Annotated in this window: 34 protein-coding genes; 2 read left to right on the top strand and 32 right to left on the bottom strand. The window is 65.5% G+C overall.

The window, feature by feature from the left end; genetic code table 11:
- Positions 1-13 precede the first annotated feature (13 nt).
- The 6 genes from E3D03_RS14355 to E3D03_RS14380 are packed head-to-tail and all read right to left on the bottom strand — an operon-like array spanning position 14 to position 6,684.
- Positions 14-2,197 (bottom strand): phage tail protein, encoded by a 2,184-nt coding sequence (locus E3D03_RS14355; protein ID WP_263567497.1) that lies wholly within the window; start codon positions 2,195-2,197, stop codon positions 14-16.
- Entirely contained in the window at positions 2,179-2,592 is a 414-nt protein-coding gene (locus tag E3D03_RS14360) for a DUF6950 family protein (protein ID WP_263567498.1), read from the bottom strand. The genes E3D03_RS14355 and E3D03_RS14360 overlap by 19 nt, the downstream gene beginning before the upstream one ends.
- A 9-nt stretch (positions 2,593-2,601) precedes the next feature.
- Entirely contained in the window at positions 2,602-3,216 is a 615-nt protein-coding gene (locus tag E3D03_RS14365; protein WP_263567499.1) for a hypothetical protein, read from the bottom strand.
- Positions 3,207-3,944 carry a hypothetical protein gene (locus E3D03_RS14370; protein WP_263567500.1) on the bottom strand — a complete coding sequence of 246 codons (738 nt, stop codon included), beginning with the start codon at positions 3,942-3,944 and terminating at the stop codon, positions 3,207-3,209. Before E3D03_RS14370 ends, E3D03_RS14365 begins: the two co-directional genes overlap by 10 nt.
- Positions 3,944-6,142 (bottom strand): tape measure protein, encoded by a 2,199-nt coding sequence (locus tag E3D03_RS14375; RefSeq protein ID WP_263567501.1) that lies wholly within the window; start codon positions 6,140-6,142, stop codon positions 3,944-3,946. Before E3D03_RS14375 ends, E3D03_RS14370 begins: the two co-directional genes overlap by 1 nt.
- Entirely contained in the window at positions 6,139-6,684 is a 546-nt protein-coding gene (locus tag E3D03_RS14380; RefSeq protein WP_263567502.1) for a gene transfer agent family protein, read from the bottom strand. The genes E3D03_RS14375 and E3D03_RS14380 overlap by 4 nt, the downstream gene beginning before the upstream one ends.
- Positions 6,685-6,695: 11 nt before the next feature.
- Here E3D03_RS14380 and E3D03_RS14385 point away from each other — a divergent pair, with 11 nt between their 5' ends.
- Entirely contained in the window at positions 6,696-7,073 is a 378-nt protein-coding gene (locus tag E3D03_RS14385) for a hypothetical protein (RefSeq protein ID WP_263567503.1), read from the top strand.
- 77 nt (positions 7,074-7,150) lie between these two features.
- On the opposite strand, the gene E3D03_RS14390 is transcribed toward E3D03_RS14385, so the two are convergent.
- From E3D03_RS14390 to E3D03_RS14515, 26 genes are all read right to left on the bottom strand, one after another.
- Positions 7,151-7,537 carry a DUF2513 domain-containing protein gene (locus tag E3D03_RS14390; protein ID WP_263567504.1) on the bottom strand — a complete coding sequence of 129 codons (387 nt, stop codon included), beginning with the start codon at positions 7,535-7,537 and terminating at the stop codon, positions 7,151-7,153.
- 61 nt (positions 7,538-7,598) lie between these two features.
- Complete coding sequence (locus tag E3D03_RS14395) at positions 7,599-8,075, bottom strand: phage tail protein (RefSeq protein WP_263567505.1); 477 nt, start codon at positions 8,073-8,075, stop codon at positions 7,599-7,601.
- Positions 8,068-8,484, bottom strand: coding sequence for a hypothetical protein (locus E3D03_RS14400; protein ID WP_263567506.1), 417 nt, complete (start codon positions 8,482-8,484; stop codon positions 8,068-8,070). The genes E3D03_RS14395 and E3D03_RS14400 overlap by 8 nt, the downstream gene beginning before the upstream one ends.
- Positions 8,477-8,971, bottom strand: a complete 495-nt coding sequence (locus E3D03_RS14405; RefSeq protein ID WP_263567507.1) for an HK97-gp10 family putative phage morphogenesis protein — start codon at positions 8,969-8,971, stop codon at positions 8,477-8,479. Before E3D03_RS14405 ends, E3D03_RS14400 begins: the two co-directional genes overlap by 8 nt.
- On the bottom strand, positions 8,902-9,255 hold the full coding sequence (locus E3D03_RS14410) for a hypothetical protein (RefSeq protein ID WP_263567508.1): 354 nt from the start codon (positions 9,253-9,255) through the stop codon (positions 8,902-8,904). Before E3D03_RS14410 ends, E3D03_RS14405 begins: the two co-directional genes overlap by 70 nt.
- Positions 9,256-9,257: 2 nt before the next feature.
- Positions 9,258-10,247, bottom strand: a complete 990-nt coding sequence (locus tag E3D03_RS14415; protein ID WP_263567509.1) for a phage head morphogenesis protein — start codon at positions 10,245-10,247, stop codon at positions 9,258-9,260.
- The gene (locus E3D03_RS14420) at positions 10,244-10,651 is read right to left on the bottom strand and encodes a DnaT-like ssDNA-binding protein (RefSeq protein ID WP_263567510.1); all 408 of its coding nucleotides are present in this window, start codon (positions 10,649-10,651) and stop codon (positions 10,244-10,246) included. The genes E3D03_RS14415 and E3D03_RS14420 overlap by 4 nt, the downstream gene beginning before the upstream one ends.
- A gap of 42 nt (positions 10,652-10,693) precedes the next feature.
- Positions 10,694-10,885, bottom strand: a complete 192-nt coding sequence (locus E3D03_RS14425) for a hypothetical protein (RefSeq protein WP_263567511.1) — start codon at positions 10,883-10,885, stop codon at positions 10,694-10,696.
- 46 nt (positions 10,886-10,931) lie between these two features.
- The gene (locus E3D03_RS14430; RefSeq protein WP_263567512.1) at positions 10,932-11,927 is read right to left on the bottom strand and encodes a DUF2184 domain-containing protein; all 996 of its coding nucleotides are present in this window, start codon (positions 11,925-11,927) and stop codon (positions 10,932-10,934) included.
- 12 nt (positions 11,928-11,939) lie between these two features.
- Complete coding sequence (locus tag E3D03_RS14435) at positions 11,940-12,413, bottom strand: hypothetical protein (protein ID WP_263567513.1); 474 nt, start codon at positions 12,411-12,413, stop codon at positions 11,940-11,942.
- 3 nt (positions 12,414-12,416) lie between these two features.
- The gene (locus E3D03_RS14440) at positions 12,417-13,556 is read right to left on the bottom strand and encodes a DUF2213 domain-containing protein (RefSeq protein ID WP_263567514.1); all 1,140 of its coding nucleotides are present in this window, start codon (positions 13,554-13,556) and stop codon (positions 12,417-12,419) included.
- Positions 13,557-13,565: 9 nt separating this feature from the next.
- On the bottom strand, positions 13,566-14,582 hold the full coding sequence (locus E3D03_RS14445) for a hypothetical protein (RefSeq protein WP_263567515.1): 1,017 nt from the start codon (positions 14,580-14,582) through the stop codon (positions 13,566-13,568).
- Complete coding sequence (locus E3D03_RS14450) at positions 14,579-15,973, bottom strand: DUF1073 domain-containing protein (protein WP_263567516.1); 1,395 nt, start codon at positions 15,971-15,973, stop codon at positions 14,579-14,581. Before E3D03_RS14450 ends, E3D03_RS14445 begins: the two co-directional genes overlap by 4 nt.
- A gap of 7 nt (positions 15,974-15,980) precedes the next feature.
- Complete coding sequence (gene terL / locus E3D03_RS14455; RefSeq protein ID WP_263567517.1) at positions 15,981-17,429, bottom strand: phage terminase large subunit; 1,449 nt, start codon at positions 17,427-17,429, stop codon at positions 15,981-15,983.
- Entirely contained in the window at positions 17,401-17,964 is a 564-nt protein-coding gene (locus E3D03_RS14460; protein WP_263567518.1) for a terminase small subunit, read from the bottom strand. The genes terL and E3D03_RS14460 overlap by 29 nt, the downstream gene beginning before the upstream one ends.
- A gap of 450 nt (positions 17,965-18,414) precedes the next feature.
- Positions 18,415-18,600, bottom strand: a complete 186-nt coding sequence (locus tag E3D03_RS14465) for a hypothetical protein (protein ID WP_263567519.1) — start codon at positions 18,598-18,600, stop codon at positions 18,415-18,417.
- A 177-nt stretch (positions 18,601-18,777) separates the two neighbouring features.
- Positions 18,778-19,413, bottom strand: a complete 636-nt coding sequence (locus E3D03_RS14470; protein ID WP_263567520.1) for a hypothetical protein — start codon at positions 19,411-19,413, stop codon at positions 18,778-18,780.
- A complete protein-coding gene (locus tag E3D03_RS14475; protein WP_263567521.1) occupies positions 19,410-19,661 on the bottom strand; it encodes a hypothetical protein in 252 nt (83 codons plus the stop codon). The genes E3D03_RS14470 and E3D03_RS14475 overlap by 4 nt, the downstream gene beginning before the upstream one ends.
- The gene (locus tag E3D03_RS14480; RefSeq protein WP_263567522.1) at positions 19,658-20,296 is read right to left on the bottom strand and encodes a hypothetical protein; all 639 of its coding nucleotides are present in this window, start codon (positions 20,294-20,296) and stop codon (positions 19,658-19,660) included. Before E3D03_RS14480 ends, E3D03_RS14475 begins: the two co-directional genes overlap by 4 nt.
- A 24-nt stretch (positions 20,297-20,320) precedes the next feature.
- The gene (locus E3D03_RS14485; protein WP_263567523.1) at positions 20,321-20,704 is read right to left on the bottom strand and encodes a hypothetical protein; all 384 of its coding nucleotides are present in this window, start codon (positions 20,702-20,704) and stop codon (positions 20,321-20,323) included.
- The gene (locus tag E3D03_RS14490) at positions 20,697-21,515 is read right to left on the bottom strand and encodes a helix-turn-helix domain-containing protein (RefSeq protein WP_263567524.1); all 819 of its coding nucleotides are present in this window, start codon (positions 21,513-21,515) and stop codon (positions 20,697-20,699) included. Before E3D03_RS14490 ends, E3D03_RS14485 begins: the two co-directional genes overlap by 8 nt.
- Positions 21,512-22,024, bottom strand: coding sequence for a hypothetical protein (locus E3D03_RS14495; RefSeq protein ID WP_263567525.1), 513 nt, complete (start codon positions 22,022-22,024; stop codon positions 21,512-21,514). The genes E3D03_RS14490 and E3D03_RS14495 overlap by 4 nt, the downstream gene beginning before the upstream one ends.
- Positions 22,021-22,221 (bottom strand): hypothetical protein, encoded by a 201-nt coding sequence (locus E3D03_RS14500; RefSeq protein ID WP_263567526.1) that lies wholly within the window; start codon positions 22,219-22,221, stop codon positions 22,021-22,023. The genes E3D03_RS14495 and E3D03_RS14500 overlap by 4 nt, the downstream gene beginning before the upstream one ends.
- Positions 22,218-22,412: a hypothetical protein gene (locus E3D03_RS14505; protein WP_263567527.1), complete on the bottom strand. Its 195-nt coding sequence runs from the start codon at positions 22,410-22,412 to the stop codon at positions 22,218-22,220. Before E3D03_RS14505 ends, E3D03_RS14500 begins: the two co-directional genes overlap by 4 nt.
- On the bottom strand, positions 22,409-22,537 hold the full coding sequence (locus E3D03_RS14510; protein ID WP_263567528.1) for a hypothetical protein: 129 nt from the start codon (positions 22,535-22,537) through the stop codon (positions 22,409-22,411). Before E3D03_RS14510 ends, E3D03_RS14505 begins: the two co-directional genes overlap by 4 nt.
- Positions 22,537-22,788: a hypothetical protein gene (locus tag E3D03_RS14515; RefSeq protein WP_263567529.1), complete on the bottom strand. Its 252-nt coding sequence runs from the start codon at positions 22,786-22,788 to the stop codon at positions 22,537-22,539. Before E3D03_RS14515 ends, E3D03_RS14510 begins: the two co-directional genes overlap by 1 nt.
- Before the next feature lie 947 nt (positions 22,789-23,735).
- On the opposite strand from E3D03_RS14515, the gene E3D03_RS14520 reads away from it, so the two are divergent.
- The coding region (locus E3D03_RS14520; protein ID WP_263567530.1) for a hypothetical protein at positions 23,736-23,924 on the top strand (189 nt) is incomplete at its 3' end.

Here is a 23,924-nt window from a genome sequence, read left to right on the forward strand (position 1 = left end):
CTGTTCTCCGATGTTAGGTAGTGGTGGCGCTGATCGAGGCGCTGAACGGCGACCGGCTGCCGTTGCGGTCGAGGGATCGCGCGAAGTAGTAGCGCGTCACGCCCGAGCCGAGACCGGTGTGGATCTCGGTCACGCTGGCATTGGCCGCGCCATAGATCGGCCCCGCGCGCAACACGGCCGCGCCGGAGTTGTTGGTGTTCGAGACGTAGATTTCCATCGCCCGATAGTCGGCGTCGTTCGGTGCCCGGAACGTCACCGCGATCTGTCCCGCTCCGCCGATGGCGCTAACCGGCGCAGGCGCAGGCGCCAGGTAGGCCCCGGCCGATGCGGTGATCTCGCTCGACTCGACCCAGTCGGACGCCCCGCCGGGCGCCAGGGCGCGCACGCGGATGGTGTAGGGGTTGCCCACGACCACCGGCGCCAGGAAGCCGAACGGATTGCCCGAACCGTCCTGCACCATCGCGTCGATGGTGCCGCCGGTCTGCCAAGGGCCTGTGCCCTCGCGATACTGCCATTCATAGGCGATGACTGTCCCTGAGGTTGACGGCGCAAAGCCCAGGCGGATACGGGCGATGGACGTGTCGCCGGAGATGACCACCGTCGAGGCGTCGCTGGTCAGCGTGACGGCTCCGGGCGGTTGAACGCCCTTGATGGTCGGGTCGAAGTCCTCGACCACGATATCCTGCTCGTCGGTCTCCGGGCTCCAGGCATAGATCGCCGCGGTCGTCTCGCGCAGGCTGACCGGGCAGCGCATCGCCACACCGTCCAGCCCGACCGGGTCGAAGCCGGGATGGATCTGCTCGACCTGATAGGTGCCGCTGCGCCGAGCATAGGGTGCGGGCAGCTCCAGCTGCATCACCGATCCCGCGACCAGGTCAAACGCATCGCCGGGCAGCACTCCCGACCAGGACCGCTGCATGCGCGTTCGCCGCCCCAGTATGGCCGCGACGTATTGCGCCTGCCGGTGATCGGTCACCAGGGGCAATTCGAACATCCCCGGCTTGGGCGGCCCGCCGTCCTCTGCCTGCGCGCCCGGCAAGACGAAAGTCGGCGTCGTGGCATTCTCATACATGCGCAGAAGCGAGGTGTAAGAGGCCGAAACCTCGGTCACCAGCTCGCCCGAGGGCCGGTAGCGGTTGAAGGTCATGGGCTGATCATCGAGCACGTCGCTGATCGTCATCACCGGCTCTTGCCACACCGCCGGGACCAGGCCAAGCCGGCCGCCGACGCGGACGATCTGCGACGCGCCGGCATTTACCAGCGGCCCGACCTGATCCTCCAGCTCGGCGCCGTCGGTAAAGGCGAGCACGCCGTTCACCTCGAATTTCGGGATCGTGCCTCCGGCTTTGACCGGGAAAGCCTCATCGGCCACGTCGGCCGCCCAGCTGAAGGTCTCCAGCCAGAGGTTCCGATCGTCATACGGCCGCAGCGGGTTTTCCCGCAGGGCATCGAGAGTGCACAAAGCCTGATTGGCCGACCAGGCCGCAGGGGCCGAGGGCTGGCGCGGGTCGCGCACCAAGGACCAGTAGCCGTCCACCATGACCTCGGGCGGCGAGGCCGGCCAGCGTTCCGCCCGATCATCGTTCGGGCCGGCATCCAGGCGCAGCCAGATTACCGTCTTGCCGCGCCAACCATCGGTCGATCTGTAATGCTCGGGCGCCTCAGCCAGGATCCGGGCGGGCGGCGAAGTCTGGTCGCCGCGACCGATCCAGTAATTCACGTGCCGGTCGAAAGGCTCATTGCTGGCGACCGCGCCATCCCCGCTGAAATCAAACGGATCTCCGTCATAGATGACTTCGCGCTTGTCCAGATAGAGCGTAAATGGACCGGCGCTCGGACGGGAATTGAGCAGATAGCAGGCATAGATTGTGTCGCCCTTGACCCTTACCGGGGCGGGCGTGCCGGGCGCCCAGGTCTTGCCATAGACGAAGCGATAAACCGGTAGGCTGGTCGGCTGCTGCAGCTCGCGGATCAGATCCTGCTGCTTCATGCTCGGCCGCCCCAGCAGCGCCGAGGCAGCGGCATTCAGCAACAGCGACACGCCCAGCTTGGCGATAGCACTGCCGAGGGTGGCGCCGAACGTAGCCGTCAGCCACCCGCCGACAGCTTGCACCACAGCGACGACAGGCGCGGCCTCGGCCGGCGTCGCGTTCAGGCACAGCGCAACGGCGATTGCGATCAGGATATGCACCAGCATCTCTCCGCGTTCGGCAGGATCGTGTAGCCAAGTTCCGTTTTTCCGGCCCAGGCGCCGGGCTCGATGCAGACCAGCATCGCCCGCCCGTCGGGACCGCCCGCATCACCCGGCGCGGACAGGCCGATGTCACCGGACTGCCCGTTGCTCTGGACAAGGCAGGCAGCACGCGCGAGCGCCTCGGCCATCTCCGGGAACCCGCCCCACGAGCGGATCAGCCGGGCGGCCGAAACCGCATCATCATAGGTGCCCCGCACCGTTTCCATGGGGTCGACCCCGTGCAGGGCCGCGAACACGTCGCAGGCGGCAGTGCAGCAATCGGCCGCGCCCCAGCGCCAGCGCGTGGACATGACGCGGTCAACCTCCGCCATCACGGCGGAGGGGAGGATGCTCGACATGTCGTCGCCTCAGTTCTCTGGCCAGGTGAACTTCTGGGCCCGGGCATAGGCCAGGATTACCAGCCGGCCGGCGGTGTCGCCGGGAAAGGCCCGGCTCTGGTCCTCGTCCGAATGGTAGATCGTCGCGCGCGAGCGCGCCTCGACCCCAGTCGCCACCGCGACCTGCACCGCGTGGTCAACGCCCGTGTCTCCGGAGCTGTCGGTGAAGGTCATGGCGTCCATCAGCCCGCTGAACAGCTGCGTCGGCGTGCCGACCAGCGTGGTTCCCGGTCCTGTGACCTGCTTGCCGTCGTGACCGCCCGGGCGCCCGGCGACCGCGCCGATGTAGATCGAGACCGCACGGTTGCGGATCGCATCGTCGGCATAGCCATCCAGATCGGCAGGGACGCCTGCCAGCGACATGATCGCCTCGACCGCGGCAATCTCGGAATCCTCTGCCGGCAATTCGACGTTGCCGAGCATGCCGACGCCGCGCCAGATCTCGCCGCCCCATGCAATCGACCCGACCCCGCTATGCGCCCAGACCGGCGCATCGGGCCAGTCGAGATGCGCCAGCAGGATCGGATAGCCGCCCCGCGCGAGCGCGGAGAGCAATGCCGGGTGAACGCCGCGCCTCAGTTCCATGGGTCGACCTCGACAAAGGGCCCGCGCTCGTCCTCGAAGACCTGCCTGAACTCGAGGCCGTAGTTCTCCGGAAACCGCAGCCGGTTCAGGACCTTGGGCCATGCAGAAGCGATTTCGAACACCCCGGTCTCACGGCCGCCAAGCGAGACCCGCCCCCCGCTCGAAGGCGCGGTGACCAAGCGCACGATTGCGACGCCCGATTCATCGGATCGGGTTTCCGTGGCGATCATGTGGGCCTCATCCCCTGCCGGCAGATGGATCGCCAGGAACTCACCCGGCAGCGCCACCAGCGCGTTGGTCGGCAAGCCGGAAATCCGGACCGCAGGAAATGACCCACTGGTGATGAGCGTGCCTTGAAGCGACACGCCGTCGAGCCATTCAATAGGCGACGCGGGCACGAACCATGGGATTTCCTGCGGCGGCACCGCCCATGTGATCCGGCGGCCGCCGCGGGCATCATCCGGGACCGTGGAACCATGCGGAATGCGGCACGAACTCAATCGAACCAGATGCACACCACCGTCGAGAAACCGCCATAGCGCCTCGAGATAGCCGGCGCTGTAGAGCGGCCAGCCCGCAACATCGAAGCCCGCCAGGATGCGCTTGCGCTGCGCGGCGCTGACATAGCTGGCGCCGGTGATCAGGCTGCGAGACCGGCTGACCGGCTGCTCCATGGTCCAGTATCGCGCCACCACCGCGACCGGGGGCCATGCATAGACGTTGACCATCAGAGCCCCCAGCCCGCCTTCGACTTGTTCATGGACCGCTTGGACGCCTGCACGGATTGCCCGACGATCTGTGGCGCGGCCGACAGAATCTCGCCTCTGGTCACACGCTTCACATAAGCATTGCCCTCTTGGTCAAACGAGGCGGTGATATGCACTGCCATCGACCCGCCGCCAATCGACTGCCCGCGTGTGTGATCCAGCACCGTTTCGTTGGGATGCAGGATCGCCGGGAACCCGCCCTTGCCATCGATGCCGCCCGAGCGCGAGCCAAAGCCCGTGAACCCGCCGCCGTCGTAGCTGTTTACAGCGGGAAGCCCTGCACCTCGCAACGCCGATGCCAATGGATCGCCCCCACCGAAAAGCCCGCCGAAAAGCGACCCAAGCCACCCGCCGCCCCCGCCGAACTGCCCCATCAAGGCATCGCGGATGCCGCTGTTGATGATATCCGACGCGATCTGCTTGAACACCTGCGCCAGCCCGTCGCGCAGGCTCTCCCCCGCGACAAGCGCGCCGGCAAAGGCATCCGCCACCCCTTCGATGGCCTGGTCGAATTGCTCTTGCGCAAACTGCGCCTGCTCAAGCCGCTCGGTCAGGCCCCCGATCTGCGCGGCCTGCGCCTCGATCTTGGCGCTCATCTCATCGTTGACAGGGATGCCGGCCTTCTTCGCGGCGTCGAGCATCGCCCAGCGGGCCTCAGCCGTGGCGACCTCCCGGTTCGATTTGCCAAGGAGGCTGATCTGGCGTTCAAGGTCGCGAATATCGTTCTCGCCAAGGACCAGCACATCAGCCGCGGTCTTTTTCTGACCGCCAGAGGATCGGCCGCCTCCGCCACCGCTGCGCCTACGCCCCAAGCCTCCGCCGGGCTTGCCCGGATCAACTGGATGGTCGGCAATGCTGACCGTCGGTACTGGCGCAGACCAACCCGCAGGGACATAGGGGCCGAAAGTGGGAAGATCAGGCCCTTGGACCTGAGGTTTGCGTTGGGGGTCGCGCGGCCCGCCGACATACCTGGGCATGCCCGCTGCCTCGGCCCGCAATGCCGCCAGTTCGTTCCGCACCTCGCGCAGGCGGGCAATGGCCTCGGTGTTGTCGAAGCCAAGGGAGCTGTTGTTTTCGATCTGCGCTTGCAGGTCGATAACGTCCTTCTCCAGGCCGGAAATCTTGGTTTCAGCCGCCGTGACATCGGGGTTCAGGATATTGCCACCCTCGGTGCCGCCCATGGCGTCGGATAGGTCAGACCAGCCGGACCAATTGCCAACCGAGTTCAGCCAGTTCGTTCCGGCCTCTTCGGCCTCAATGAACTTATCGATGATCGACTGGATCTTGGACACGAATGCTTCAGCGTCGAACTGATCAAGCCCATCACTCATGGTGCTGATGCCGTCTGCGAAGGTGGAAGACGCGCCCGTGGCCTTGTCGAACTCGCCTACCACCGTAATCAAGCTGTTGCCCAGCCTTGTGAATGCCTGACCGACGGTAGTTTGCGAGGATTCGGCTTGCTGGCGCAGTTCTGCTGAACCGGCTTCGAAGGCGCGAAAGAACGCGGTGCTGGAAACTTTCCCTTCCGTGACGAGCGTGCGCAGCGTGGACACCGAGCCGCCGGCCTCTTTCAAGCCCTTCGCGACGGCCCGCGCGATGGTCGGCGTGCCCTCCAGGATCGAATTGAATTCCTCGGCTCGCACCACGCCGCCGCCGAGCGCCTGGCTCAACTGCAGCAGGGACCCGCTGGCAGCCTGGGCGTCCGTCCCGCCAACTCGCAAGGCCACAGAGATGCCGTCGGTGAACTTGATGAGATCCTGCGACGAAACGCCGAGCGTGTCCTGAGCCAAGGCCAGCTTGGAATACAGATCGACCAGAGATCCAATCGGGGCCGCGTTCTTCTGCGCCGACTTGAAAAGCTGGTCATAGACGCGCGACAGCTCCGCGCCTTCCAGACCAGCCACCCGCAAGGAGTTCTGCATTTGCGTTGCCGCATCCGCGATCCGGGTAAGCTTTTGGGACACCCCGGCAACAACGGCGACGGAGAAAGCCCCAGCGAACGCCCTGCCCATACTGGCCAAACCAAGCTCTGCACGCTTGGCCTGGGCGATGATTTGGTCGTTCGTAAGCCGAGTCATGTTGCGCATGCGCTCCATGCCGGCGCGAAACTGCTGGTCTTGCAGTTCGTAGATCACCCTGAGGCGGTCAACTTCCGTCATTTCTTCTGACCCTTTTTCGCGCTGGCCTTGATGGCATTGAACGTGTCAGCGTCGGGCGCCGCGGCGGCGTCCTTGTCACCGCGCAGCGCGGCGAGCAGCGCCTGAATTTCAGCGAAGGACTTGCCGCGCAGCACGCTCGTATCCCCACCGCCCTTGACGAAAGCGGCCTCAAGGTCAGCGAAATAGCGGTCCATCTCATCATTGGTCAGAGGCTGGGCGCCAGTCTTCCGCTCCGATCCGTTCCATGCCGCGCTGAGGCAGTCATATGCGATCAGGTACGCCGCTTTCAGCGGCCGCGGCGGCGCTGCATAGTAGCCCACCAGGTCCGCCGCCTCGGACGGATCCGCACCGCCGCCGATCAGCGCCAGCCGTAGAATGGCACGAACCTCCTTCGGCTCCACATCCTTATCGAAGTTCAGGAAAAGGCTGTAGAAACCGCGCCCTGCCTCCCGTTCAACGATCAACAGTTCATCGTACCCGAGGAAGAATCTGCGTTGCTTGCCATCGCCCAGATCGGCATGGAGAATGGGGCTGTTCGACATAGGGGCCTCACATGAGAATATTCTTGGCTGTTTTTGCGCTTGTCGCCTCAGTGGGAGTCGCGCATTCGGAAGGGGCTCCAAAGGGCGAGATAACCTCGGAGAGCATTGATGTTTGCGAGAAGTGGGGTCGATTTGCCGAGCTCGCGATGACCGCACATCAAGACGGTCGACCATTGGCCGATCAGATGAAGCTAAGTCCGGATCCGCGCGCGTATGAACTCACGCTTGAGGCATATAGGGCCGAGAGATTTATTTCAGATTCGCAAAAGGAGCGCGCCGCAGCGCATTATCGCGACAGAATAGTTGCCGAATGTCTTTCATCCCTATCCGGTATGGATGAGTCGGGCGGAAAGCGCCCGGCAAGCTTTTGGGCCATCGAAAAGCAATAGGCGAAGATGAAAACGCCCCTCGCGGGGCGCTTCCTGTTCAGGCCACCAGCGCGCGAGCTTCGGCCAGGAGCGGCCCCTCAGTCCAGCCCGAGCTTCTTCCTGACGCCCTGCTCGACCAGTTCACCGGCTATCCCGGCCAGCTTCTTGAGCGACAGCGCGCCAAGCTCTGACGGTTTCAGCGCCGCCTTGAGGCGCTGAATCACGTCCGTTGCTCGGATCGCGTTCAGGAACTCGTGCCCTGGCGTGGTCAAATCGCGAACCAGGTAGTAGCTCCACTCCAGATGCACATCCATCGGGGCAATCTTTCCGGCGTATTCCAGCATGCCGTCGTTGCACAGCCGCTCAACGTGCCGAGCGACGACATGCTCCGGCCAGCCCGCTACCTCGACAGCCTGCGCCGATGCCGTCTCCCGGCTCTCGACTTCTTCCAGAATGGCGCGGATCAGATCGAGGTCGTTCTTCATGCCGATTCCCATGCGGTTGACCTCCTGATCTTCACCTATGCGACAAAAATGGCAACGGCCCTCAGGTCGGAGCGCCGGTCGTCCAGGTCAGCGTGCCCGAGCCCTTGCTGATGCTGATGTTCGCGGTCGGGATGCCGTTCGCGTCGGGCTGGCTGGCCGGGTATTCCAGCAGCACGCCCGGCCCTTGGTAGTAGCCATAAGCGACCAAGTCGTTCTTGTCGCCGGTGTAGTGGATGATGCGGACGTTGCGCTGCTCCGCGTTCAGGATCCACTGGCGGCAGAAGTCGAAGGTTTCGAGCTCCAGCGCAGCCTCGCCGGTAATCGTCCAGTCCAGCGCACCCGCGGCGCGCCACGTCTCGACGGGGGCGCCCGGGCCACAGACCGCGACGATGTTCGTCGTCTGCTCAGCGCGGGACAGGTTGAAGGCGCGAGCATTGATGCCGCACAGCAGCTGCCAGTCGGGCGTGCTGGTCGCGCTCTGGTCCACGAAGATGCCGAGCGTGGAGATGACGCCGGTCAGGTCGGTAACGTCAGCCATGATGAACCTCATGAGTTGTGGCTGTGAAGACGAACGACCGACCCCAGGTCAGGCCGTCGTCAGGGGAACGAGGCGTCATCACCCCGCATTGGAATTGCTGCACGATCAGATTGCCGCTCGATAGGACGGAGGATCCGAGAAGCCGGTGCGCGGCCTCGGAAAGTTGAAACGCCTCGACCGGGCTGGGCACGGTGCTCACCGTCTTGCGCGACCAGACCGAAACAACGCCTCGGTGCTGTTCGGCATAGAAGGCTTGCCCCCGAACCGGCACGCTACTGGTCAGGTCGATGAACCCGACAGGATAGTCCGGCGTCTCGATCCTTGTGGCAAGCCAGCCGCCGGCCAGCGAAACCTGCGAATCCAGCATCGACTGGATCGCCTGCATAAGCGTCAGCGCGTGGTCAGCCATTGCGAAGTCCTTTCCTGAGCGCCTTCGCCAGATCGGCCACGACTTGCCGCTTCGTCTCGTCAAAGGCGGGGCCCATCGCGGGCCGCGGCGCCATCTTGTCGGTGCCGAATTCCAGGGCATCCGCATAGCTGGCCGATGCGAAGGTTTCGGCCTGGTTGCGATGGTCGCTGGAAACGCCGGTCGAATTGACGAGCAGGCCTGTATCCGCATTCGGCGCTGACCCCGCAGCCGAAACCATGACGTTTCGGCGCGGGCTATAGCGCACATCGGGCCTGCCAGGAGATGGCTCTTGCACCGCCTCGATATAGGCTTGTCGCGTCCGTTCCGCCCCCTTCAGCAGGATCGGCGTGACGTTCTGCCCCTTGGCCATGCGTGTCAGCTTGGCGTTCAGACGCTTGTCGCCAATGATCCTGGCCATCAGACCGGCCTCGCTTGGCAGGTCCAGATCGCCCTGGCCGGATCCGTGTCGACCTTGATGATGGCCCACCGCCGCCCGCTCAGCGTCACGGTGTCTCCCTTGAGGGGGTCGACCGAGATGCTGGTGCCGACGATCATCACCTTCACGTCTGTGTCCGGGATGCCGGCCACGGCCCGCAGATGGTCGGAATAGGATTCGAGCATTGCCCTGCAGGGATAGATCGCAGTCGTCCCGGCGTCGTCCTTCCAGCCTCCCGCGCCATTTGCGCGCGTCAGCGTGGCCTCGCTGAAGAAAAGGGCCGTGTCCGAAAACACAGCCCCGATCTTGTCGCGGATCTCGTCAAGCATCGCCATGCCTAGACCTCAATCGAGTAGCTGACCGTGCAGCGGCAATGCACGATCTCAGATGCAGGCGCGCCCAAGGACCGGTCGCCGGGGAACCGCATCGCTGCCCCGGTCAGCGGGGACACGAATGCCTCGCCATATCCCACGGTCTTTCCGCCCAGGGCGCGGTGGCTGTCCCTGGTCCTGCGGTCCCTCGTGGCTTGCCATTTGATGGTGATCGCATCCAGGCCAACACCCGCCGCTTCGGCTGTCTGCCGCATCGCCTCATAGCGGCCGGCATTCAGCGCGTTGTGGGCCTCGGTGCGGGCAATCAGGTCACCGCGTCGGATGAGGAGCCCGTCCGAATAGCGCGAGAGAATCCTGTTCAGCACCTTCTCCGGCAGCGGCTTTCCTTCGCGGATCGCCCTGCGGACCGTAGCGTCATAGCGCCGATCCCGGGCCTTCCGCTGAAAATATGCGGCGTCAAGCGCGTGCAACTCGGCGCGGGCGCCGCTGACGGACCGAGCCTGCTGCCCAGTGAGGCCGACGACCCCGCCCTCGCGCCTCCCGGTCGCCCGGTTGACAGATCCTACGATGTCTCGCGCGATAGCGCCGGTGCTGCGGCCAGAAGACAGGCCAGCCGCAACGATCTCGCGCACGCCCTGCCGCGTGGTTTCAGCGATCTCCACGATGAGCCGGGAGCCGTTATCACGGGCCCAGGTCTCTGCAGCCCAGTGCCGCCGATTGAACGGAAGCGATGAGACCGATGCGGCGATGCTGACTTGGTAGGCCGCGCCAGCATAGAACACCGCGTCAACCGCATCCTGGATTGAGCGAAAGTACTCCGGCGAAAGGTTCAGCGCGTCAAGCAAGCCCTCGACGTCGCGCCGATCCAGATAATCCTGCACCCGGCGCAACTCGGCGGTCGTCACGATCCGGTTGATTGCCTCGGTGAACGCAGCTCTGACCGATGGCTCAAGCGACAACAGGAGTCGGTCAATCTCGCCAGGGTAATCTCTCATACCACGAAAGCCGCGAAACCAAGGCGCGGGTTACACACCAGCCCGCGCAACATAGTCGGCCAGATTCCCCCAGCCGCCTCCGCATCCCGTTGAGGATCCATGTATTCGATTTCCGCTGAACCTGCTTTGACGCGCTTCACCGCGGCTTCCTGTGCCGGATTGGGCGAGAGCGCGCCCGGCGTCTTCTGCTCGACCAGCGCGGCCTCGATGATGGCGAATTTCACCGCGTCGGGGGCCGCGTCATTGTCGAAGGCAATCAGCCAGCGCGAGTTGTAGCGCGCTGCGATATATCGCTGGCCGCGCATCAGGTCGGTCTCGTGCAAGACCACCTCCAGCCCCGCCTGCCCGGTGTAGTCCCGCGCCTCGTCGGCCGTCACGGCAAGTTCCGTCATGCTCAGCGGCATCGCGCGCCCTCCTGTGGTTAAGCAGGCCCCGAAGGGACGCCGCTATTTCTTGGCGGATGCCGTCTTGCGCTTGGCTTTGGGCTGCCCATCCTCGAACGCCCAGAACTCCGGCGCGGCGGTCGCGATGAATTCGGCCGTCGGCTCGCACTCGACCGAACCAAATGCGGGGGCGATGATGTCGCCGTCCGAGGTGGCGACGGGATAGGGGGAGTTCGTCAGGTTCTTCACGATCATCGCGGCCTCCATGGAAAGAAGGGGGCCGTCACAGCCCCCGAAGATGTCAGGCCGGCGCCTGCGAAACGCCGTCGAGGTAGTAGGCCGAGGTCGGCACGAACATCTCGACCCCGCCGGTGCGGAAGATGCCCGGCACGACGAAGTTCAGGGGCCCGTCCTGCCAGACCGGCAGGAAGTTGTGCGGCATCGGCAGGTGGAGTTTCACATAGGCCGGGTCGTTGTTGTAGGCGACCAGACGCCCCTGCCCTGCCCCCGCGTCCACCGTCCCCGCGGTGCGCAGCTGGCGCTCGCCGCGAATGGTCAGCGGCCGGCCGGTCTGCTGCGTGTAGAGGTTCGTCCGCTGGATGAAGGACAGGATCGTCTCCATCGTGGTGGACGAATACGGCGTCCCGGCGATGTAGGTATAGGCCACGTCGGGCATCAGGACCGTGTCGGCCAGGACGGTGCCATAGGTGGCATTGTCCACACCCTGGAGCGCGATGTTGATGTCGCGCACGATCTGGGCAGGGGTCTTCACGCCGACGCCGGTGTTGTCGACCCAGTAGGGGACGGTGCCGGTGCCGTCCGCAGGAGCGACAGAGGCCGGGACGCCGGGATAGTTGGTGATGCCCGGCATGTTCTTCTCGGCATTCCCGAACCAGGTCAGGTCCCACATGAATTTCATGTAAGCCTGCCGCGCCGCCTGCGCGCGACGGTCGGGGAGATTGCCGCCCACGATCATGTTGCGGGCCGCGTTGACCTCGGCGATGTTCCACTGGTAGCCGATAGCCGCCAGTTCGAACGTCTTCATCTGCATGTCCTGCGACACGTCGGCCAGCGGGACATCCTTGGCATAGCCCGACTGCCATTTCGCGGCGCCCGAGATGTCCGAGGTATAGGTCAGCACACCCGGAGCCCAGGGGTCGCCCTCGGTTTCGACATAGATCAGGCGGCCAAAGTCCCACGAAGGATAGGGCTGCGCGATCACGCGCGTGTTGACGCGGTACGCCTGCCCCTGGACGAACGCCAAGGCCTGCGCATCGGAGAAATTCTGGTACTTCATCGTTTTTTCTCCTTATGCGCCGGCCGACAGCGACGGCACCGGGCGGCGGTAGCGGACGATGCCGACCGAACCGTTGGTGCCGGCTTCATCGAACTGGGCGCCGGGGATGGTGAGGACGGTCGCCGATGCTGCCGCGCCGGTCCAGGTCTGGTTGGTGACGTTGAACCGCGCCTGCGCGCCTTTGGTCACGTTGGCGCCGAGCAGGACGCCGATGACCCCGGATTCGCACACGCCGACCGTGTCATACTGCGCAAACTGGTCGCCCGGACGCGGCAGGATGTGCGAGGTCTCGGTGATGCCAAGCACGTTCTGCCCGGCCGCGGTGAGGGGCGCGCAGGTATGGGGCGCGGTCCCGGCGATCACGGGCACGCCGAAACCGACCGGCGTGGCGCCTTCCAGCGTCCGCGAGATGGTGTTCCACTGTTCCATGTTGGCGCGGCGGCCAACGGCATAGGGAGCAAGGTTTTCCTTGAAGGTGATGGGCATGGCTTACGCCTCCTGATTGCCGGCCGTGCGCCAGGCGTTGAGATCGGCGACCGACGCCTGGAAGGCATGGTCTTGCGCCGCTGCAGTTCCGACAGGCGCGGGTGCATCCTTCAGCGCCGCCCGCACGGCATCGCCGGAGCCCGCGTCCTTGGCGATGGCCTTGAACATGCCCAGCACCTCGGCGTCGGACGCATCCTTGACCATCTCATCGCCGAGGCGCGCCGCCACGGCCGCCTTGCGAAGCTCGGCATCGGTCTTGCCCTTGGGGTCGATCTTGGCGTCGACGGCCTTGACCTGCTCGACCAGCGCGGCGCGGTCAGCGACCAGCTTGTCGATGTCGACCTTGGCTGCGTCCTGCGCGGTTTTGACGTCGGCCTTGAGCGTGCCGATTTCCTCGTCCTTCGCCGCGATGGCGTCGGCGTGGTCTTTGTCCTTGTCCCGGATCTCGGCATCCTTTGCCACGATCTGGGCCTTCAGTTTCTCGATGGCACGGGCGCCCGCGTCGGTCGTTTCGACCGCCTCGTCGCCCACGACCACGGTGCGCAATGCTTTGTCGGTCATGGCCGAACTGTCCTTTGCTGCTGTGGGAACAGGGCTGACGCCCCAGGTATCCGCGCCGTCCCCGACGCGAAGCTCGGCGCCACCGCGCGCCTTGGGCACGATGGCGAGATGGTTGATGCGGATCGGGCCGGTCTGGACCGCCTGATAAGGCGTGCCGTCCGGCGCGACCCCGTCCTCGATGCTGATGCCGGTCGTGTAGCCCATGCTGATTTCGCGCGTGCCGTCCTGCACTGCGCGGATCGCGGCAGCATCCATGAGGGTCATCGGCACCCGGACGAATTCCCCGTCGCGTGCAATTTCTTCGCCGATGCTGCCGATTGCATGGTCCTTCCAGTTCTCGGCGGTGACCGGTTGAGCGGGGTGGCCGAGCGTGACCGGCTTTCCGGCGAAAGTGGCGAGGCTGGCCTTGTCGAATACCGCCGCTTCAGGGCGGAATACCGTGACCGTCTCCTTGTCGTTCAGGCCCAGCTCGGCCCCGAGGTAGGTTTGGCACCCGGTCCTGGCGCAGCGCACCTCGGCGACCAGATAGCCGTCATTGGTCAGCCGCATTCCTGCGACCGACGCCGTGTCGGTGAACTGCATGGATTGCTCCTAGGGTAGCGGGTCAGGGTTCGGCAGCGGGTCAGCCGCTACCGGATACGGCGCAACCACGGTGTCGCCGCCGAGGCCGGTCATTTCATAGGCCTGGAGGATGCCCCAGGCGGTATCGACCAGACCAACCAGTTCGGCGTTCCAGCTCGGGTCATCGGCCGACCGTGCGCCGGTCAAGAACATGCGGACCATCTGGCCCATGGCATTGTTCATCTGGTTCGGGGCCGGATAGGCCGGGGTGCGCAGGTGCAGGCCGTCGGCATAGATCGACGTCGGCGCGAACTGGTCGACCATCGCCCGAACCATGACCGGCGCAGGGATGGCATAGACCGGGATGGTGATCTCGGGCCGGGCGCGCAGCCAGTCCAGCCAGTATTGCACCTTCTCCAGCGCATCAGCGTCGATGTTCACGCCCTCGGGACTGTGCGGGATGTAGATCCCCAGCAGCTTGCAGCCCTTGGCCTGCGCGGTCAGGGCATACCAGTATAGGTGCTGCAGCGTGTCGATGCCCTGTGGACTCGCGGGATCGGCGAGACCTGTTTCCAGATCTCCGATCTCTGTCACGATCAGCGCGCCGTCATATTCGGCCGTCCGATCCGAGCCGTTCGCGTCCCATCGCTGCCCGAGGCTGGAAAACTCCGCATAGTTGATGTGCAGGCCGCCAGTCCAGTAAGCCCCCAGATCTCCGAAATCACCTGGCGCCACCGCCTGGTAGAGGAAGGAATGCGCCGAGAACCCAAGCCCTTCGGTCCCGGCCAGCACCGCGCGAGACTCTGGCGGCCTCGCGCCGAAGGACACGGGGATTGTGTCGACCCATTGGCCTGCGATGTTCTGCGCGGCCTTTCCCGTGGCGAACCGCATGGGCACGCCGCCGGCGGATTCCTCGGCCTCGATCACATCGACCGGTCGGCCAGCGATGTCGGTCTCGCCCGGGGAGGCCAGCCTATATGCGGGCACGTCAACGACCTGCCCCGCCGAGTTCTCCGCGACAAGGCCGGTGACGGTCTGAATTTTCATGGCTTTTCTTCCGTTTCCTCTGGCGCCGGCTCGTCATCGTCGCCGTCATCCTCGTCCAGCTCCAGACCGTGCTCCTTGATCGCCGCCTCGAGCCCCGGCAGAGCGCCGGTCTCGATTATGGCGTTCGCCGCCGCGGCCTGCAGCGTTTCGACCGGGAACAGGTTGGCGCCGGACAAGGTCTGCACGATCTGTGCCGTGATGCTGCCGACCTCGGCGCGCTCCTTGTCGGTGGTCTGCCAGAGGCTGCGCCAGTTGTAATGCACGTCGTCCGGCCGGCTGCCGAGGGCAGAGCGGATCAGGCATTCATCCAGGGTGGCCAGGGCCGGGGTAAGCTCCAGCTCCTGCATGCCCTGCACGCGGTCGTAATAGTTGCGCAAATCGCTTTCGCCCGAGCTATTGAGCCCGCCCGGAGACTGTCCGAAAAGCCGGGTCATCGGGATGTCCGCTGCGCCGGAGACCGCCTGCATCATGCGGTCCCAGATATCGCCGAGGCCGCCGAAGCTGATCGGCTTCCGGTCGTATTCCGTGCCGGGGTCTCGCTTCTCGCTGCCCGGGATGGCGCCGCCGCCGTCCAGCACCAGCATGCCGTTGTTGCCTTTGGCGACGGCCAGCGTCGTCAGATAGCGCGTCAGAGCAGCATCGCCCCCCTGCTCCAGCAGCATTTCCCGCAGATTCGGGATGCGCAGCACGTCGACACAGGCCTCATAGGTCAGGGTCGCTATGTTCGCGGCCGTGCCGTCTGCCTGGGTCATGGCGTCGAAAATCGGCTGCAGGACGCTGTCGCCCCACTGGTCGAAGATCGGCGATCCGACCGGCGTCACAGCGCCGCGCAGGTCGACCACACGCGAGGGGTGGATTTTCACCCCCTTATTGCCGACCTGATACCAAGCCGGCTTGCCGAAGGTCGCGCTTTCCGGCTCCTGATCCATCTGGCCGAGCGAGATCTGATCGCGGCCGATCACGGTCAGGTGCTTTACGCCGCGGCGGCCGATTCGCTCGACATTCAGAGGCTGGGACACGTCCCGGTCGCCGGTGCCGATGTAGATCACGGCGCCCCCGAGCAGGCGCGCTGAGGTCATGGCCTCCCGCAGCCTCATCTGGACGCCGAGCCGACGTTCCTCCGCCTCGATTTCGGTAATCTCGACGCTGTCAGCCTGCCAGGCGCGCCAACGGCGGGTCGCGTCCATCGGGATGATGTCCACGATCTTTCGGGCGAGCCAGGCCGTCCGATAGGCCGCAACCAGCTCGTCCTGCGTCCGCTGCCGATGGCCGTAGGTCGCGGAAAAAGCCTTGTCGCGCGGCGTGCCGAGGTTGGCCAAGGCGTTCTGCAGCCCGTCGTGCACCCTGACGGTGCTGCCATCGGCGAGACGGCGGTAATGCGGTTTTGCCATCTCGGCCTCACATGAAATCCAGGGCGAAGCGGCGGGGCTGCAACGCTGTCGTCAGTTCGGTGAATGCACGGCTCGCCGCGTCCACCTGGTCTTTCCATTTCCCCATCGGGAACCCGGCCAGCTCATCGAGGAACGCATCGTTCCAAGCGCCTTCCAGCAGGAAGACGTTGCCCGCCTCGGCCTGGGCAGCCAGCGGCAGAGCCCGGGTTTCCTTGTCGCCCGTCTCGGTGCTGGTGTGGTAGTCGTGCCCAACCAGAACGTGCCGGAGCATGTGCTGAGCCTGGGCCTTGCCAGCTTGGCCGGGGTCTTGCGGAATGGACCCGCGCACCGCGCCATGCGCGGCTCGATCCTGTTCCGCCGTGGCGCGTAGCGTTCGCTCGACCCCCATGGGCCCCTCTTGCACGCGCACCATATCGGCGACGATGAACCGGCCATCAGGCGCCAGAGCCATGAGGCAGCCGGCGGTTGCTGCCGCTTCGGCATCCTCGGTCGCAGCCAAGTCCCAGCCCCGGACGAACCGGCAGCCCACCGGAAGCGCCTTGACGGTGCCGAACCAGCTTTTCTTGAACAGCCCGCCCCCACGCGGCACGGGGCGCTGCTGCAGCTGACCAGCCGTGGCGTAGCTGCCAAGCGTCTTCTCCAGTTCCGCCACCTGATCCTCGGGGAACCGCTCGGGGAAGAGCAGTTCGCCGTCCTTGCGGCGCGGGTCCATGAAACCAATGCTGGTCTGGCAGCGCCGGTCCGGCTCAAACCGCATCGGCAGGCACAGATGCGTGTAGGGCAGGCCCTTCGTCAGGATCAGCCCCGAGGTGTCGCGCTCGTGGAGACGCTGCATGATGACCACAATGGCGGAGCGGTCGTTGTTGATCCGGGTCGGCAGGGCCTCAAGGAACGACAGCTCAGCCGCCAGCAAGGCCGCCTCACTGTTTGCGTCGTCGGCTGACAACGGGTCGTCCAGGATCACGCGGTCGCCGCGGGCGCCGGTCATGCTGGTGAAAGCCATAGCCTCGCGGAAGCCGGTGGCGAGATTCTCGAACTTGGTCTTCTGGTTCTGGTCGTGGACCAGCGGGACCGGCCAGCGTGCCTGATACCATTCGGACTGGATTAGCCGGCGGCACCTGATGTTGTCACGGATCGCTAGATCCTGTTTGTGCGCCGTGGCGAGGAACCGCTTTTCCGGCAGTCCGCGCGGCCCCCATTCCCAGGCTGGCCAGATCACGCCGGTCAGCAGCGACTTCATGGTTCCGGGCGGCACATTCATCAGCAGGCGGGTGATTTCGCCGCGAGAGACCGCCTCCAGGTGGGCGCAGATCGCATCCAGTGCCCAGCCCCACTTGAGCGGCGTCGCGGGTTCCAGAATGTGCCAGGCGCGCTTTGCGAACTCGGCCAGAGACCGCTTGCACAGCTCGCGCTCGATGGCGATACGGTCAGCCGCCGTCAGGTGCAGGGGTTTCATCGATCACCCCCATCAGCTCCCTTAGGGCGTCCATACTCAGTTTCGATGCATCGATGGCGCGCGGCGCCATGGAGCCGTCAGGGTTCGACACGTCCAGCTTGTCGCGGAACGCCTGCACCCCGACGTGCTTGCCCACCAGCTCCAGCGCCTTCGCAGCGCCGGTAGCGTTGAAGATGTAGATCGGGCGACCCTCTTTGTCATAGACCTGATCGCCGGCTCGGTCGGTGAACGGCTCAATCTCCTGCATGCACCGCTCGTGCAGCTTCACTGCCTGCCGCAGCACATAATCCGCGTCGATCTTGGTCCGCTCGGCCCGCTCGGCCCGCGCCTGTGCGATGGCGGCCATCACCTTCTCGCTGCCCATGAGCTGCGCGGCATACTTCCCGGCGCTCTTGGCCGCATATCCTGCCCGGCGCGCGGCAGCGGAGGCATTGCCGTCAGCATCGCGCATATACTCCTCGACAAAGCGCCGCTGGCGCTCGGTCAGGCCGTGCGGATCATCCGGATTCGCCGGACCGTGCGCGGGGCTTGCCATGATGGGCCTCGATGTTTCGGAGGGGGCCGCGCTCAGCCGAAGCCGGGGCCAGCCCTCCCCGCCCGGTGGGGCGGAACTTGATATGAAAGAAACCCCGAGGGGCTGTCTGCTGCGGCGTGCCGAGCAGGGGGAGAGGCGCTGGCATTTCACCCAGCAAGGGCCATCCTAGTGAAAGTCGCCGAGACTCACCCCGCCTTATTCGGCGCAGGGCTTAACCGCCACGTGGGCTACCGATGGTGGCTGCCAAGCCTGCATCCTTCCGGGTAGCAGTGCCCCTTGCACGCAAGGGAGCGGTCGCGCCATGACAGCCGCCAAAGCGCGGAATCGAAAAGCCCGGCGCGGTTTCCACCGTCCGGGCACAATTCGACTGCTGGCGGCAGGTCAACACATCCGATCCGCAAAGTCAATAGGGCTGACCTTGTCCCCCTGTCCTTGTCTGGTAGCGGGGCGTCATGGCTGGCTGTCCGGTTGTTCGTTGATCTTGCCGAATGCTTCGTCCATCTCGACAAAACACGGCACGTCGATCCAAACGGTTCCGCCGCCGGGCTTGTTGAACGCCTGCTGCAAGTGCTGCCGGTCGCTTGGCAGCCTGATGATGTAGCGCAGGTTCATCGTCGGCATCAGCGTCTCACTCATCCCCGCCTCCCTGTCCGGTGCGGCGGGCGGGAACGCGGAACTGTGACCAAGGGCCCTCTGCCATCACGATCCGCCCTCTGCGTTCTCGATAGTAATCGACCGGCTTGCCGGATACCCGGTCCAGGAAGGCGGGGCCTATCCGCCGCATGGGGATCAGCCTATCCAAGATCCACCCCATCACTCCGCCCTCCACGGCGCCAACGGCGGAAACTGATCCGTCAGCGTGATCGACCACAGCGCGCCATCGAGCCGGCTGTGCAGGTCGTAAAGCGCGCCGATCCAGCCCAGATACTCTCGCCGCTTGGCTGCCGCGCACCGGGCGGTGCCGGTGTAGATGATCGGGCAAAACTCGCCGCGGACGACCTGGGTATGCCGGCACGGGGTCCGGTATTTCCAGATGCCGGCGCGGTCCATCGAACGCACAGTCGCATAGCCGTCCTGCTCGACCCGCAGCTGGGCCCGCCAATCCGGCGCGATGCCGGCACGGGCCAGTTCCGCCACCATCAGGGCCATCCTCTGGCCGCCGCAGCCCTCGGGCAGCGTCTCGACCGCGGAGGCGATGATATGCGCATCCGCAGCCGTGTCTCGGGCCGACCCGCCTCCACCGCCGTCGACGGCGCAGCCCAGCGTGGCCATCTGCATGCCGCGCCAGATCGGGTCGATGCCCGGCCGGTCGAACTCGTGCGCGCCGGTCAGGTCGAAATCCAGCTGGGCCTTTTCGGTGGCGAAGGCCCAATGCAGAGCCTCCATGATCGACATCTCGCGGTTGCCCCTGACGCTGCGCGGGCGGGTGATCGGCTGCATCATGGTCACTGGCGCCCCCATTTCTTCGGACGCAACACGATCCGTTCGCCCTTCGCCGGCTTCGGGATGGGAGAACCCAAGTGCCACAAGCCGCAGAACCTGCAGCGATAGGGCTCCAGCGCGTAGCCGCGGGACCGGCTGGCAACCTTGCGCGCGAGCTGCGGCGTATCGAACGTCTGCTTGCCCGCGCACATCGCCGCGCGGTTCTCGGCCGAGCCGCGGCCCTCAGGGTCCGGGGTATGGTCCAGCGCCGTCATTGCGCGGCTTCCTTCGCGCGATACCGCACCGCCGCCAGCAGGCGCTGCTGGCCGTTCAGCGACGCGCCTTTGCCGTTGGCCGCCCGAAGCTCGGGATGCCGGACCATCGCGTTCCAGCGGGCCTTGAGCGCATCAGCATCGATTCCCAGCAGGGCGCTGATGATGTCGAGCTTGTTGCCCTTGATCAGCATGTCGACCAGGTGCTCGTCGTCGTCCGGCGTGAAGGTGTCCGGCAGCCCTTCGAGGTGCTCCACGACGCGCCGCTCGGTCGGGGTAAGCCGGGCCCAATCGGCGATGCGTTGCTTTTCTGCAGCGGCCCGCAGAGGCGCTGTGCGGGGCGCTGGGGCGGCATCTTCGGTTTTTGCGACACGGGTAGCCGGAATTCCCGACTCGGGCGCTGGCGCATTGTCCTGCGCAGCCGGAGGGGCGTCCTGCGGGACGCCGGCCAGCAGCGCATCGAGGCTTATCGCGGGCCGGGTCCCTTCTTCGGTCAGGACCAGCTTGCGGCCAGTCGCGGCCTCGAACTCTGCCATCGCCTTGGCCAGCGGCTCCATCGCCTTTGCGGCGGTCAGCATCGCCTCGACCTTGGCGGTCAGGTCGGCGGCGGTCATCGGGGTGTCGAAATAATAGGTCATGGTTGTTTACCTGCTTTCCCTAGATCACTCTGCTGGGTCGATGGTCTTGGCGGCGAGGGGATTGCGGATGCCCATCTCGGCCAGGATGGCGGCGTGGCGCTCGGGGCTGATGCGCTCCTTCGGCGGCTCGACCGGCGCGGCGAGCGCGGCGCGGGTTTGCTCGACGTGCTTCTTGCCCCAGGCCTCCTTGAGCATCTGGACGATGTGGCCGGGGTTCGGGCGCTTGTTCGGGTTCTCGTTGCGCCATTTACGCAGAGCGGCCAGCACGCTGTCGGGCTTCCAATCCTGCAGCGTGTCGCACCAGTCGCGCAGGACGGCGGCCCGCAGCGCCTCGCTGTCGCTGGGCTGCCAGTAGCCGTGCAGGACCACCTCGACGGCCTGGCCGATGGCAAGGCGATGCTCAGTCAACTCGTGCGGCAGCATAGAGCCGGGCTCGCAAGGCTTCGTCGGCGGCAGCTTGGCGGCGGTCACGGGCAGTTGCTCGGTCATAGGTCGGGCCTCCTGTGGGCTGGGCAGGGATTTCGAGGGGCGGGGCATTCTTCGCGGCGGCGAAGGCCTGCATGTGGCGAATGAGGGTCTTGGGGCCGTTGGCTGGGCTGCCGTGCTGGCGCATGTTGGCCACGGCGACCTCGACAATTTCGGCCTCGCTCAGGCCAAGGTCTGTGATCCACCTGCTGGCGATGATCGGGGCGTCTGCTGCGACCCAATACCGGGGCCAGCCCGTTCCGTTCGGGTCGTTGAAACCGAGAGCCTCGGCCAACTGCGCGACGAGCGACGGGGCGCGGCAGGGCTTGTCGACATCGGCAGTCGCGCGCACGCCCTCCTCCCCTCCCCTTGACGGTTCAATGATGGTTCCTGACGGTTCGGGTGCATCTGCTGCGGGGTTTACCCGCATCTCCTGCGGGGTTTGGGGTGCATCTGCTGCGGGGGTGCATTTCGTGCGGGGTGCATCTGCTGCGGGGTTTGCGCTCACGAAATACAGATTCGCGTTGCCCTTCCCACCGCCTGGAATGGTACGGATGTAGCCCTGATCGACCAGCTTGCGGATGTTGGTCTGGACCGCTCGCTCGCTCAGCCCGGTCCGCTGGCAGAGGCGCTGGATTGACGGGTAGCATCGGCCATCATCGTCGGCGTGATCGGCCAGCGCGAGCATGACCAGTCGCTCGGTCGGCCCGAGCGTATTGCTCTCGAAAATCGCCGACATCAGCCTGATGCTCACCACGTCACCTCGATCTCGACCAGCACCGCGCCCGCCAGGCACCGCTCGCCCCTGACGACCTCGGCCGAGAATCGGCTGTCATCGACGCCCAGGGCGCGGGCGATGGTGTCGCGGGCGTGCTTCATTGCTCCGGCAAGGCCGTCATCGTCCCAGCGGCGGCGCGCGGGCGAGCAGGCTATCCAGCGGAAGCGGACCGGCCCCTCAGCCAGGGTCAGCGCCGGCAGCCCGGCCTTGACACAAGCCTCGGCCGTGTCGCGGATCAGCGCCCGCTTGTCGGCATAGCTGACGCGCCAGCTGCGGCCCTTGCTGCGGTTCGGCCAGAGGGTCGACCCCGGCCACGGCAAGACGAGCCGCGGAACGATGCAGACCGGGCCCGGGCGGCGCGCGGTGACAGCCAGCGCATCGTCCAGCACATCGCGCTTCCGCTGGCGGGGCTGGCTCTTGGCCTGGGGCATGCCGGGGGCGCTTCCGTCGGCGGGGCGCGGGATGCGGGTGAAGGGGGATTTCATGCCCCGACCTCCACGACATGCCGAAACCCCGGAACATCATCTGCTATGTCCAGCCGCTTGGCGGCGACGCCATCGGCCCAGACCTCGCAGCCTTCCCGGAAGGTCAGCCCCGCGCGGCGGGCGGCGTCGCCAATGTCCAGGCGCTCGGCCCGGATCGCGGCGAGGAACCGGCGCTTATGATCGAGCGGCGCGCTCATGCCCCTGCCCCTCCGGCCAGCTGCCGCGCGCGGCGCGCGAGCGCGACAAGCTCACCTTCCCGGGCCATATCCTGGAAAATCGCCAGAGCTTCGGGGATGGGGAAACGGCCCGCGACCGCGGCGTCCTCATAGCCGAGGCCGGCGCACAGGGCCTGCCTGACCAGTTCGCGCTTGTCGGTGGGGGCGGTCATCGGCGCGAACCGCTGATCTTGCGGAAAAATTTTTCCGCTTTTTTCTTCAGCCGAATATGGGCGGCATGGGCGCGGATCGACCGCGCCTCATAGAACCGCCCCAGCAGATGCCAGAGCACGGACATCACGATTTCCCTTCGATTTTCCCGAAGATGATTTCGGCACCCGCGATGGCCATCACGGCGGCGACATAGCGAAGGGAGGCGTCGTTCTCTTCCCTCAGCCAGTTCTTCACCTGGCGCGGAGACACCTCCAGCACGCGGGCGGCCTTCACCGACAGGTCGTTTTCGGACGGTGACGGGAAGGCCCGCCACAGCATGTTTTTGAACCATTTCCGCGCTGCGCGGGGGTTGGTCGAATCTGCAAGATTTTTCATCGCACTGTTCCCACATTGATCCTGTGCGAAGGGACCAGTCGAAACAGCATGAAAGGACGAGGGGGCGGCAGTCATGCTGCCCCCTCGGGAGTTTGTGCGGGCAGGAAGTCTTCCGCCGAAAGCTCCACGCCTGCATCGCGCGCGGCAGAGATGAGCTTCGGAACATGTTGAAAAGGGACGACCCCGCCAGTCCCGCCAAGGGACTTCGGCCTGGTCCAGTTCCATGGCCTGGTACGATGAATGCCAAGGATTTTGGCAACTTCGGACGCGCCGCCGAGACTGGAGATGATGCTGCTTGCTGGTTCCATGATGCAAATGTAGCGATATTCGCTACATTGTGCAAGCGGCATTGTAGCGAATACGGCGACAGACTGTTGTCGCGAAAACCGCTACATGTCCCACATGTCTGGTAAAGCGCGATACAAGAACCCGCCAGCCTCGCCCATCAACCAATGGGTCCGGGATGCGCTAGAGCATTCCCGCATGTCGCAGCAGGGGTTAGCCGACTCTTTGACCAAAACCGGCGCGGGAAGCTATGATCGCTCCATAGTTCAAAAAATGACTGTGGCCAGAAAGGTCACGGCCGAAGAAGCCCAAGCGATAGCTGCAATTACTGGCCACCCTTTGCCAGACACCTCTAGCGAGGACACCTATTACCACGATTACCAGCAACTGAGCGCTGAGGGGAAAGCGGCGGTTCAGGCGTTGATACGCGCGCTGCTTCCAGCGTCCGGATCCGGGAAGCCATGAATCGCACGAGGCTCTTTGCGTCGTCGCTCAACAAGGCGAACGCTGCCATCATTTCCTCGTCCGACATCCCCGCCTCCGATTCCCTCGTCACATTAGGAACATTAGGCGAACATCCGCAGATCGGTCCAGCGGAGAAGCCGGGAACAGCGTCAATGTTCCCCTTAGGTTGTGCCGACGTATCCAAAAGGACAGGCCCCATGCCCGACCCGAACCACGACCCCAACACCGAGGACGCCGAGCAGATCGCCATCGCGGCCCGCGTGGTGCTGGGGCTGGTGCGGTCCCTGGTCCAGAACCCGGGGTCCGTGGAGATGAAGGCCCTGCCCTTCCTGTTGCTGGAAGCGGCCGAGGAGCGGCACCGCCAGGGCGATTTCGGCGCCGAGCGG

Source organism: Paracoccus sp. DMF, assembly GCF_004407025.1.
In the GTDB taxonomy this organism is placed as follows: domain Bacteria; phylum Pseudomonadota; class Alphaproteobacteria; order Rhodobacterales; family Rhodobacteraceae; genus Paracoccus; species Paracoccus aminovorans_B.